The following is a 12,818-nucleotide window of genomic DNA, read 5'->3' on the forward strand; positions in this document are numbered from 1 at the left end:
ATTATATGAAAAAAACATGCTGTATCTCAATATTTTATAAAATCTAACAGGATTTTACTAGGAATATTTGTATACACTATTGTTAAATACTCCACTAAAGGGAATGAGGATTATGCACGAATGGGGCTTGTCAGAAGAGCTCAAAATACAAACAAAGCAAATGATTGAAATTGCTGAAAAAGAACTATCGATTATGAGGAACGCAATCGATAAAGAAGACGAATGTATTTTATGCAAAATGGAAGATATTCATCATATGTTAGCAAATGTACAAACATTAGCAGCTACATACTATATTCAGGCATATTTATCACCTTATACGGAAAGTTCATCTTTTATTACGACAGCTATCCAACATTTAAGCGCCAGAAAACATGGTGCTCTTATCGTCGTGGAACGAAACGAGACGCTTGAAGCTCTCATTCAAACTGGAACGACATTAAACGCTCATTTAACTGCGCCATTACTCGAATCAATATTTTATCCAGGTAACCCCCTTCATGACGGTGCCGTTCTCGTAAAAAATAATCATATTGTCTCAGCTGCTAATATTCTTCCTTTAACGAAAAGTACAGAAGTTGATCCTGAGCTAGGAACACGTCACAGAGCTGCAATTGGCTTATCAGAAAAGAGTGATGCACTTATATTAGTTGTCTCTGAAGAAACGGGCCGTACTTCTTTTGCTTTAAATGGGATTTTGTATACGATTTCTTTATAAATACTTTTTAGCACCGTTTTGAACAGCACAGTAGTAAATGAATTTATATCGAATTACCAACAAATACGCCTACAATATTAATAAAAAAGGCTATCTCCAAAATTTGAGCCAACCTTTTATTCAAAAAATTATTCTTCTACAAAATGCTCGAAAAGTATACGAATTACCTACCCATTGCTGGAACTGCCCCATAAATTATGTGCACACAGCGATATCTAAGTACAATAATTATCACTTCATGTCTTGCTAACTCTTTTTGTACTCAAAACATGTTTAGAGTTCTTTCATAACAACTATATTTTTTCTAAAATGCTACACTTCCGGCTATTATTTTGTATCTATTTTTAAGAAATAGGAAAAAGGGTACTTTAGACATCCTATCTAAAGTACCCTTTATTAAAAATCTATTTTATTATAAAGAATAATTGGAGACTGCAAAATGGTAAAAATATAGCATACTTTCAAAATTATTTATAATTATTAATATTAAACATAAAGCAACTACTTTTACACGTCTCATCACTTTAAAACCATATGCCAATAATAACGGTATTGTAAACAGCATATGTGCGCCATAAATAAATGCTTCAGATGCCCCAAAACCAATAATTCCATGTAAAACAATATTAAATAGTAAACAGAAACTTAAAAACCTTACAAAAGGTTCTTTTCTAAAGTTTTTCCATACAGCTACTATTATAAAAGCATACACAGATACAATCACAATCCATCCGATCATAGTATGCGATGGAAGCATATTTAATTGTGCGAATTGCTCACCTTGTCTTAAAGTAACTTCCGAGAATGGTCCAAAGATGAATGAAGATCCTAATACTAAATGAAATGCTAGTATATACTTAGACCCTACATATTCCTCTGAAAAACCTTGTTTCTCTGTAAATTTAATATTAGTATTGATCACATCAATAAGTGATATGTTATTTTCTATAATCACTAATACGAAAAGAAGAACGACCACAATGATAGAAATACCAGTCCAAATGATTCTTTTCTTTAATGTTTTATAACTCATTACACTACCTAAAAACCACATAAACGAATTTGTTAATGTAACTCCCGTTATTCCTATTGCCAATAACATATTAGCAACGCTGAATCCTGCTTTCGCTTCTTTTTCTCCTGTAATAAACGGATAACATACAAAGCACATCAGTACCAATGTGAAATTGGCATAAACAAAAGATTCCGGTGTCCACGTAATAACTAACATAGTAGCTGAAAATCCGTACATAACCGCTAATAGGAAAGAAACAATTACATTCTTACAAATTTTACAACATAACATGTAAATCATGACTACACTTATCGTACTTAAGAATGCTTGGAAAAATATAATACCTTGCACTACATTTTTTACACCTAGTGATGATACCACTGTTGCTATTTCTTCAGTTAAAAAATTTAAAAATGGATGTCGAAACAACACTTCATCTGCAATTGGTATTTTAGCCAAGAAAAAACTTAAAATGTAATAACCCTGATCAAAAGAAAAATACATGTCATACCAGGAAGCTGTTAAAATCTTAGAGTCGTTTTCCATTTTCCAACCGATAAAAAAATAAAATGACCAATAAAAAATGAAAAGGACAAGGGCTAATATCCCCTTTCCTTTATAACCATTCCAAATACTCAATACTTCTTCTCCTCTCTAAGGTAGAAATACCATAATTAGATGTGCCACGTACCCAATAACTGTTCCTAACACCAGTCCACCAAAAATCTCATGCCAATGATGTCCTTGGCGCTCTCTTAATTTTTCTTCTTCCGAACTTATATGTTTATTCAACATTCTTGCATGTTTACCAACTGTACGGCGAAGTCCTGTGGCATCAATGATAACAATTGTTAAAATTGCCATCCCGATTCCAAACATCGGGGTATTAAAACCTTCATGAAACCCTATTGTCATGACCATACTTGATAAAATCGTTGTATGCGTACTAGGAAATCCACCATTTCCTACTAAACGAAAAGCATCTTTTCCAGAACGAAGATAATTCACTAAAAATTTCAATACTCCCGAAGCTACCCAAGCTATAAATGGAAGTACACAATATAAATATGTTCCCATTGCTTTACCTCCTATGATTTTGCAATAAATAAAATGCCAGCTACTATACATACCATTCCAGCAATTTTCATGAAATTGATTGTTTCACCAAATAATAATGCTGATGCAATAATAACAAACACATATCCGAAACTCACCATTGGGTATGCATAACTTAAATCAACCTTTCTCAGCACAATCATCCATAATAATGCACTTAAACCGTAAAAAGCTAGTCCGAAAAAGTTCGGTACGTTAATGAAATTCATAATACCTACAGCCGCTGAACTTTGTGATTTCATTGCGCCAAACTTTAATAAAATTTGCCCTACAACTCCCATACCAACTGATAAAATAATCATCAAAAATTGTTGCATCTCTATACTCCTTAAGTGTTTATATTCAAAAAATGTTTTATTCCAAATAAAAAACGTTTAAGACACTCCTCTTAAACGTTTTAACAAACCCGAATAGAGTAATTAAAAGTTCAATAGTATAATAATAACTGTTATCGCATATAACAACACTGTTATTAAAATATGCTGATCCTCTAATAAAACTTTATCTGGTTCTCCACCTTTATCTTCCATGTGAACTAAATATAAATAACGAAAAATCCCGTAAATTACAAATGGGATTGTCCACATTAAATAGATACTTTTCCCTGCATTAAAAGTAAAGATAGCATAAGTTACAATAGTTGCCGACGTAACAATTGTACTTAATTGGTCTAACAAAGCAGGAGAATAACTTTCTAATACTTTTCTATGAGAACCTTTATTATTCTGTAACAATACTAATTCATGTCGTCTTTTATTAATAGCCAAGAATAGTGACAATAATAATGTACATAATAAAAACCACGGTGTAAATGGCACTTGAATAACTAATCCACCGGCCAATGCTCGTAAAACAAATCCAGATGCAATAATTAAAATATCAATGATTACAACGTGCTTTAAACGAATTGAATAAGCTACATTTAAAATAAAATAGACTGCTAATACTAAGCACAATAACGGATTTAGTATATATGAAACTACTAAAGACGCTACTAAAATAACACAACCTGCCGTAATAGCAAAATACGGATTTAATGCACCCGATGCCATCGGTCGATATCGCTTAACAGGGTGTTGTCGATCTGCCTCAATATCCATAAAATCATTTAAAATATAGACACAGCCAGATATTGCACAAAATAGTGCAAAACAAATTGCAGCTTGTGCCACCATAGTTAAAGATACTTGTTTTATCGAAAAGACACGCTGCAAATACAAGCAAGTTTTTAGTCCACTGTTTCGGGCGTAACTGTTTAAAAAACAATACAACTATATTTTGTTGAGATAAAGTTCCTTCCCTCATAATAATAAGAGTGCTTCTATTTTGTCACTCTCTTCTTTCCCTCCCTATTCAATTGTTATTTACTTCTAATACAGGAAAGATTATATCACATAAGTATAACATTGAAAATCAACTATTAAATACCAATAAAGAGGTCGCTCATCCATATTGGTATTTCTAATAGACAAAGCTACAACAGCATTACACGCTCATTAATGGAATCAACATTTTCTAAAAGTAACCATCTTCATGATGATGCATTCTCGTTAAAATAATCGTATCGTCTCCATTGCTAATATTCTTTCATTAACACAATTACAGAAGTTAATCTTGAGCTCGGGACACGCCTCAAAGTTACAATTGGCTTACCCAAAAAAAGTGATGCACTTGGTTCTGTAAAGAAACAGACCGTACTTCCTTTTTCAAATGGAATTTTATACACAATTTCTTTATAAACATTTTTTTCAACAGCGTAGTAGCAAACGAAATTATATCGAATTACCAATAAAAAAGGCTGCCTCAAAAATTTGAGACAGCCTTTTCTTCAAAAAATTATTCTTCTCCGAAACGCTCCACAAGTGTTGCAAGTGTACGTACCATTGCGCCAGTTGCTCCAGCTGGACCTAAGTCGTGCGCACCTTTTGTTTCTGATGTTCCAGCGATATCTAAGTGTACCCATGGTGTATCTTCAGCGAATTCGCCTAGGAATGTACCTGCCATAACCGCATGTCCTTCACGGCCTGGTGAGTTATTTAAATCAGCAAACTTACTGTTTCTCACACGTTCTTTATCACGATCAAAAATCGGTAGTTGCCAAATTGGCTCATCTGTTTCCATAGAAGCCTCTAGCACTTGCTCAAATAACTCTTCATTATTTGTCATTGCGCCTGTCGTATAGTTTCCAAGTGCAACAATTACACCGCCTGTTAATGTTGCAACATCAACAAGGTAGTTTGCACCAAGTTTTTTCGCATACGTAATACCGTCAGCTAAAGCTAGACGACCTTCTGCATCCGTATTTAATACTTCAATTGTTTTTCCGCTCATAGATGTGATTACATCGTCTGGCTTAAATGCCGTACCACTTACAACGTTATCAGTTGAAGGAATAACAGCGATCACATTTTGTTCTGGGCGAAGTTCACCGATAATTTCCATCGCACCTAATACAGCAGCTGCACCGCCCATATCACCTTTCATACCAACCATGCCTTCACGTGGTTTTAAAGAATAACCACCTGTATCGTATGTAATACCTTTTCCAACGAACCCAATGACATCTGTCCACTCTTCTTTTCCTTTATAAATAAGAGCGATCATTTTTGGTGGCTCTACACTACCTTGGTTTACTGCAAGTAACGCACCCATACCAAGGTCTTCCATTTCTTCTTTTTCAAGAACTTTATAGTCCATATCATATTTCTCCGTAATTCAACAGCATACTCAGCAAGCTTTGTCGCTGTTAATACGTTTGGCGGCATATTTACAAGTGTACGAGCTGAATTTGTTGCACGTCCATGTACGTAGCCAACTGTTAATGCTGCTTCAATTTCTTGTGCATCTTCCGCTGTAATAGCCGTGAACTTCTCTAACTCTACACGATCCTTTTTATCTGATTTATACGTTTGTAACTCATATGTACCAAGACCTTGTACCTCTGCCGCAATATGAGCGACATCAATCGCGTCTAATTTCTCTGTTACGAAAGAATCAAGTAAGATTGCTGCATCTTGTACTTTTGCTGCTTGCAGTGTTTTAAACGCCTTACCAAGAGCCGCACGTAACGTTTCTGTCGTGTAAGATTCCTTCTTTCCTAAACCAACAAAGTAATAACGTTTCACATTTGTTTTCCCTAAGCTATGTACTTTCGAAATGGCCTTTTTCTTCGTAGATAATTCTTTCTCTTCTAGTAAAACTTGTAATTGCCCTTCAAACGCTTTGTCCAGTTCTTGTACAAAACTACTCATTTTCTCTTCTTCAAATAAAGCAACAATTACCGCTTCATGACCTGCTAATTCTTTTTGTACTTGAAACATGTTCAGACCCCCTAAATTTCTCTATTTTTATTATAACTATATTTTTTCTAAAATGCGATAATTCGGACTTTTATTTTGTATCTATTTTTAAGGAATAATAAAAGGGTACTTTAGACATCCTATCTAAAGTACCCTTTTATTAAAAATAAACCTTATTATAAAGAGTAGTTCGAGACTGCAAAATGATAGAAATATAACATACTCTCAAAATTATTTATTAATAGTAATAGTAATATTATACATAAACCGAATACTTTTATACGTTTCATCACTTTAAAGCCATATGCCAATAATAAAGGTATTGTAAATACCATATGTGCCCCATAAATAAATGCTTCAGATGCTCCAAAGCCAACAATTCCATGTAAAACAATATTAAATAGTAAACATAAACTTAAAAACCTTACAAAAGGTTCTTTTAAAAAGTTTTTCCATACAACTACCAATATAAAAGCATACACGGATACAACTACAATCCAACCGATTATAGTATGTGAAGGAAGAAGGTTCAAATGTGCAACTTCACTTCCTACTCGCAATGGTACTTCTGAAAATTTACCAAAGATAAAGGAAGATCCTAATAATAGATGAAACATCAATATACCTACTGGTTTGACGTATTCTGGTGAAAAACTCTGTTCTTGCGTAAAGCCCATACTAGACTTCACTGCCTCGATAAGAACTACATTATTTGCGTTCATTACTAAAACAAACGTAATCACGACAATAACAATAGAAATACTAGTCCAAATAATTTTTTTCTGCAATTTTTTATAACTCATTACACTACCTAAAAACCACAGAAACGAATTAGTTAAAGTGACCCCAGTTATTCCTAATGCCAATAATATATTGGTAATATTGAACCCCATTTTTGCTTCTTTTTCCCCATTAATAAATGGATAACACACAAAACACATCAGTACCAATGTGAAATTTGCATAAATAAAAGATTCCGGTGTCCACGTAATAACTAACATAGTAGCTGAGAATCCGTACATAACCGCTAATAGGAAAGAAACAATTACATTCTTACAAATTTTACAGCATAATGCATAGATCATCACTACACTAATCGCGCTTAAGAATGCTTGAATGAATATAATACCGTGTACTATATTCCCTACTTTTACTGTTTCAAGTATCCACATGAATCCTTGAACAAAATAATAAAGGAATGGATGTCGGAACCAGCTCATCCCTACTATCTCTCCTCTCTCAAGGAAAAAACCAAAAATGTAATATCCTTGATCAAAAGAAAAATAGGTATCACTCCACTCCCCACTCAAAATTTTGGAGTGAGTATCCATTTTCCAACCAATGAAAAAATAAAACGAACAATAAAAAATGAAAAGGACAAGGGCTAATATCCCCTTTCCTTTATAATTATTCCAAATATTCAACATTGCTTCTCCCCCTAAGGTAGAAATACCATAATTAGATGTGCTACGTACCCAATAACTGTTCCTAACACAAGTCCACCAAAAATCTCATGCCAATGATGTCCTTGGCGCTCTCTTAATTTTTCTTCTTCCGAACTTATATGTTTATTCAACATTCTTGCATGTTTACCAACTGTACGGCGAAGTCCTGTGGCATCAATGATAACAATTGTTAAAATTGCCATCCCGATTCCAAACATCAGGGTATTAAAACCTTCATGAAACCCTATTGTCATGACCATACTTGATAAAATCGTTGTATGCGTACTAGGAAATCCACCATTTCCTACTAAACGAAAAGCATCTTTTCCAGAACGAAGATAATTCACTAAAAATTTTAATACTCCCGAAGCTACCCAAGCTATAAATGGAAGTACACAATATAAATATGTTCCCATTGCTTTACCTCCTATGATTTTGCAATAAATAAAATGCCAGCTACTATACATACCATTCCAGCAATCTTCATGAAATTGATTGTTTCACCAAATAATAATGCTGATGCAATAATAACAAACACATATCCGAAACTCACCATTGGGTATGCATAACTTAAATCAACCTTTCTCAACACAATCATCCATAATAATGCACTTAAACCGTAAAAAGCTAGTCCGAAAAAGTTCGGTACGTTAATAAAATTCATAATACCTACAGCCGCTGAACTTTGTGATTTCATTGCGCCAAACTTTAATAAAATTTGCCCTACAACTCCCATACCAACTGATAAAATAATCATCAAAAATTGTTGCATCTCTATACTCCTTAACTGTTTTATTCCAAATAAAAAACGTTTAAGACTCTCCTCTTAAACGTTTTAGTAAACCCGAATAGAGTAATTAAAAGTTCAATAGTATAATAATAACTGTTATCGCATATAACAACACTGTTATTAAAATATGCTGATCCTCTAATAAAACTTTATCTGGTTCTCCACCTTTATCTTCCATGTGAACTAAATATAAATAACGAAAAATCCCGTAAATTACAAATGGGATTGTCCACATTAAATAGATACTTTTCCCTGCATTAAAAGTAAAGATAGCATAAGTTACAATAGTTGCCGACGTAACAATTGTACTTAATTGGTCTAACAAAGCTGGAGAATAACTTTCTAATACTTTTCTATGAGAACCTTTATTATTCTGTAACAATACTAATTCATGTCGTCTTTTATTAATGGCCAAGAATAGTGACAGTAATAATGTACATAATAAAAACCACGGTGTAAATGGCACTTGAATAACTAATCCACCGGCCAATGCTCGTAAAACAAATCCAGATGCAATAATTAAAATATCAATGATTACAACGTGCTTTAAACGAATTGAATAAGCTACATTTAAAATAAAATAGACTGCTAATACTAAGCATAATAACGGATTTAGTATATATGAAACTACTAAAGACGCTACTAAAATAACACAACCTGCCGTAATAGCAAAATACGGATTTAATGCACCCGATGCCATCGGTCGATATCGCTTAACAGGGTGTTGTCGATCTGCCTCAATATCCATAAAATCATTTAAAATATAGACACAGCCAGATATTGCACAAAATAGTGCAAAACAAATTGCAGCTTGTGCCACCATAGTTAAAGATACTTGTTTTATTGAAAAGACTAACGCTGCAAATACAAGCAAGTTTTTAGTCCATTGTTTCGGGCGTAACTGTTTAAAAAACAATACAACTATATTTTGTTGAGATAAAGTTCCTTCCCTCATAATAATAAGAGAGCTTCTATTTTTTCACTCTCTTCCATCCCTCCTTATTCAATTGTCATTTCCTTCTAATACAGGAAAAATTATAACACATAAATTAAACATTGAAAATCAGTTATTAAATACCAATAATAAAGGGCTCTCCTCTATATTAATGTTTCTAAAAAATACAGAAGGAAGCCCTATCAACTATATATTCTATTTCAAATATTGACCACGAAACACTTGCATCGTTTCATCTTGATTTAACATCGTTAACTCTTCTTCTGTAAACTTACCATTTCCTACTTTTACTACGTACACATTTACTTTTTTCTTACCCCATTGGCTATAAACATCTTTCACCGTATCATAATATAGATCAAGACGGTTTCCTTTTATTGCGCCGCCCTTATCAGCTACTACACCATACCCGTAACCTGGCACGAAGAGAATTGTTCCAATCGGGAATACGCGTAAGTCCGCAGCAATTGTGGAATATAAATCCCTTTTCACTTTGACACCTGAATATGTAATACCATACTCTGGATGCCCTGGCCTCTTACCAGTTGACTCAATCCCCGATGTATAACCTGTTGCAGTCATTTCAATTGAACGATATTTAGACCAGTCGTTTGCCTGCTCTAAAGCATTTATCACTTCTTTACTCGGAGCAACATTTCTCTTAACTTCTGCTGCATGTACTTCTTTTGCACTCATTCCCTCATATTTCTTTACAATCTCTAATAAAGAAACTCCTGTGAAAGCATTCCATGTTACGCATAATGCAATTGCAAGTAAACAAGTCATCATAATGCGAATACAATATCGTTTTAACATTTTTATATTCCACACTCCTTCATCGTTAATCATTCCCTATACGATGAAGGAATATGCAAAAAAATAATCTCCAACTTAATTGGAGATTAAAACATTTGATATCCGCTTTTCCGAAGTTTCTTGATTACGACTCCTGCTAAAGCAGCCCCTACTAATCCAGTAGATAGAATAAATACGTCTGCTTGTCCTAAGTGCGATACACTTGTCCCAAATGAAGAAAATGTTTCTTTCGGTTTTGAAAAATAATCCCACATACTCGCTTTATTAATAATAAGCATACAAACAATTGGATACACAATAACCATTACCCAAGTAGCTCGCAAAATCATGTTGAGTAAAAATCCAATTCCAAAGAACAAAATAAAGAATAACATCATTGAAATAAGTAGTACCGGTATACTCACTCTTTTCCCCTCTCCTCGCACGTGCCGTAAATACGTGATAAGCTGTATAACCAAATGGTTCGCCTGGATTTAATGTTTTGTCCACTTCAAGATGTAGTTCTGATCTTCCTTCTAACAAATATTTAATAAGCACAGACGTATTCGGATTGTCTACAATCTTATCCGGATGTAAGAACGCCACTTCAGACAATTCTTTCTCCTGTACAATAATATTTTCTCCTTCAGGTTCCAAAAGGAAAATAATCATATTATCACTAATCTCATTACGAATAACACCCGATCGAACACCAATAATCCCCTTCACATGAGCGACAATGCCTGTCTCTTCTAACACTTCGCGTTTCACAGCTTCATCAACCGTCTCACCTTCATTTACAAAACCAGCCGGTAAAGACCATTTCCCTTTTAATCCACTGTATTTCTTCTTAACAAATAGCCACCTACCATCTTTTGTAGCTACTAAACCACTAACAGCTAGCCATACCTTCCCTCGTTTCTCCATGATGTAATAACCTCCTCCATCAGAAAGGACAGAATATTCTTTCTTTTTTATATATTATACTATATTTTTAATATGAAAAAAGCAGAAACAGTTCTTAGCCGTTTCTGCTTTTTCTACTATATATTAAAAGAACTTTAATTTACCTTTTTTAAGAACTAATAAAGGTCCACCTAATAAGAATAGGTAACGGTTATCGATTACTTTCTTCATGAAGGAAGCTTTCCAACCTGTTAACTTTTTACCCATAACAACGCCCATTGCATCGTCATGACCTAAAGAACATACAGATCCTTTATTATCGAATGCGAATTTCTTCATTTCGCCCTTGCCACGAACTAATACAGTTAAGTTGTGTGCAATATTGTAACCTTGTTGAATTGCAATTTGTGCTGTTGGTGGGTAAGGACGGTTAATTTCTTCATTAATGATTAACGCTGCGTCACCAACCATGAATACATCTTCGTATCCCGGAGCGTGCATATACTCATCAACTTTTACACGTCCGCGCATTGCTTCAAAGCCAGACTCTTCCACAATACCATTACCACGAACACCTGCAGCCCAAACTACTGTTTCAGACTTAATTAATTCAGTGTCATCGCCATTCGCAACGATAATACCTTCTTCAGTTGCTTCTTTAATTGCTGTACCGATGCGGAATTCTACACCTTTTTTCTCAAGTTGTTTTACAGCGTATTCTACTAACGCTGGATCAAAACCTGGAAGTGCTGTTGGAGCAGCTTCTACACAGATGATACGTGCTTTTTCACGTGGTACATTATACTCTTTGCAAAGTTCAGGAACACGGTTTGCAAGCTCACCTACGTACTCGATACCAGTAAATCCAGCACCACCAACAACGATTGTTACTAACTCATCGCGTTGTTCAGTTGCATATTTAGAGAAACTAGCTTCCATATGCTCACGAATTTCACGAGTTGCATTAATGTTAGCGATTGAGAATGCATGCTCTTTTAATCCTGTAATTCCGAATGTTTCTGATTCGAAACCAAGACCAATTACTAAGTAATCATACTCTAACTCGCCATCTTTTAAGATAATGCGTTTTTCAGCAGCTTTAATTTCTACTACTGTGTCTTGTACAAAGTTCACTTTATTTGTATCAATAACGTCTTGAATATCTAGACAGATTTTTTCATCTTGTAATGTACCAGCTGCGCTCTCATGTAACCAAGTCGCTTGGTAGTGATAGCTGTTGTTGTTTACTAGCGTAATTTCAGCTTCATTTACAGATAATGCTTTTTGCAGACGAACAGTCGTAATCATCCCGCCATAACCTGCACCTAAAACTACGATTTTTGGAGTCTTCACCAAATCACAACCCTTTTCTTTATATAATAGTAATGAAAAATAATACCAAGTACTAAAAACTCTATTTGTCAAGAATGTGGAATTTATCACATTCTATATCATAACAAAACGCAGTCAAAAAATCGTACGAATTTTGTCATAGAAATTTAACATAATACTTCCCTATATTAGTCGGTTTTATTCCAGAATTCAAGCGTCTGGAGAATTATCAATATTTTAAAATAACATAGCGTTTTCAAGGGTTTTTTAGCCTTTTTTTCATGTATTTTCCTTTCTGTATATTTTATACAATAAAAAAGAACCTATGCGAAAACTTACACACAATTCAGTCGTTTTCAGAAGTATTATGAACTCAAATATGCTATCATTTATTTGAAAGTGTCATCATTTGCAGGATTTTCGTGTACATATGAACAATATATGAAA

11 protein-coding genes and 3 pseudogenes are annotated in these 12,818 nt (G+C 34.0%); 1 reads left to right on the plus strand and 13 read right to left on the minus strand.

Translation table 11 applies throughout. The features are described 5' to 3' along the window. The first annotated feature begins 112 nt into the window (after window positions 1-112). Entirely contained in the window at window positions 113-718 is a 606-nt protein-coding gene (cdaS, locus tag NST27_RS24130; RefSeq protein WP_000545252.1) for a sporulation-specific diadenylate cyclase CdaS, read from the plus strand. A 412-nt stretch (window positions 719-1,130) separates the two neighbouring features. On the opposite strand, the gene NST27_RS24135 is transcribed toward cdaS, so the two are convergent. From NST27_RS24135 to NST27_RS24195, 13 genes and pseudogenes are all read right to left on the minus strand, one after another. After that, window positions 1,131-2,372, minus strand: coding sequence for a DUF6080 domain-containing protein (locus NST27_RS24135; RefSeq protein ID WP_047387083.1), 1,242 nt, complete (start codon window positions 2,370-2,372; stop codon window positions 1,131-1,133). 15 nt (window positions 2,373-2,387) lie between these two features. Then, window positions 2,388-2,810, minus strand: a complete 423-nt coding sequence (locus tag NST27_RS24140; protein WP_000537666.1) for a divergent PAP2 family protein — start codon at window positions 2,808-2,810, stop codon at window positions 2,388-2,390. Window positions 2,811-2,821: 11 nt separating this feature from the next. Next, complete coding sequence (locus NST27_RS24145) at window positions 2,822-3,166, minus strand: EamA family transporter (RefSeq protein WP_001183889.1); 345 nt, start codon at window positions 3,164-3,166, stop codon at window positions 2,822-2,824. Window positions 3,167-3,268: 102 nt separating this feature from the next. Next, a pseudogene (locus NST27_RS24150) lies at window positions 3,269-4,154 on the minus strand (decaprenyl-phosphate phosphoribosyltransferase). Window positions 4,155-4,685: 531 nt separating this feature from the next. Next, a pseudogene (gene pepA, locus NST27_RS24155) lies at window positions 4,686-6,169 on the minus strand (cytosol aminopeptidase). Window positions 6,170-6,324: 155 nt separating this feature from the next. Continuing rightward, on the minus strand, window positions 6,325-7,572 hold the full coding sequence (locus tag NST27_RS24160) for a DUF6080 domain-containing protein (RefSeq protein ID WP_061661749.1): 1,248 nt from the start codon (window positions 7,570-7,572) through the stop codon (window positions 6,325-6,327). Between the two features lie 14 nt (window positions 7,573-7,586). Then, window positions 7,587-8,009, minus strand: coding sequence for a divergent PAP2 family protein (locus NST27_RS24165; protein ID WP_061661748.1), 423 nt, complete (start codon window positions 8,007-8,009; stop codon window positions 7,587-7,589). Window positions 8,010-8,020: 11 nt separating this feature from the next. Beyond that, window positions 8,021-8,365 (minus strand): EamA family transporter, encoded by a 345-nt coding sequence (locus NST27_RS24170; RefSeq protein ID WP_001183889.1) that lies wholly within the window; start codon window positions 8,363-8,365, stop codon window positions 8,021-8,023. An 85-nt stretch (window positions 8,366-8,450) separates the two neighbouring features. Continuing rightward, the gene (locus NST27_RS24175; RefSeq protein WP_001206694.1) at window positions 8,451-9,338 is read right to left on the minus strand and encodes a decaprenyl-phosphate phosphoribosyltransferase; all 888 of its coding nucleotides are present in this window, start codon (window positions 9,336-9,338) and stop codon (window positions 8,451-8,453) included. 195 nt (window positions 9,339-9,533) lie between these two features. After that, the gene (locus NST27_RS24180; protein WP_009327527.1) at window positions 9,534-10,154 is read right to left on the minus strand and encodes a 3D domain-containing protein; all 621 of its coding nucleotides are present in this window, start codon (window positions 10,152-10,154) and stop codon (window positions 9,534-9,536) included. Between the two features lie 86 nt (window positions 10,155-10,240). After that, complete coding sequence (locus NST27_RS24185) at window positions 10,241-10,558, minus strand: YuiB family protein (RefSeq protein WP_000027016.1); 318 nt, start codon at window positions 10,556-10,558, stop codon at window positions 10,241-10,243. A gap of 1 nt (window position 10,559) precedes the next feature. After that, window positions 10,560-11,060, minus strand: a pseudogene (locus NST27_RS24190) (NUDIX hydrolase); the annotation flags it as partial. A 123-nt stretch (window positions 11,061-11,183) separates the two neighbouring features. Then, on the minus strand, window positions 11,184-12,392 hold the full coding sequence (locus tag NST27_RS24195; protein WP_000856612.1) for an NAD(P)/FAD-dependent oxidoreductase: 1,209 nt from the start codon (window positions 12,390-12,392) through the stop codon (window positions 11,184-11,186). Window positions 12,393-12,818: the final 426 nt, after the last annotated feature.

The organism is Bacillus sp. FSL W8-0770, assembly GCF_038008705.1.
Lineage (GTDB): Bacteria > Bacillota > Bacilli > Bacillales > Bacillaceae_G > Bacillus_A > Bacillus_A cereus.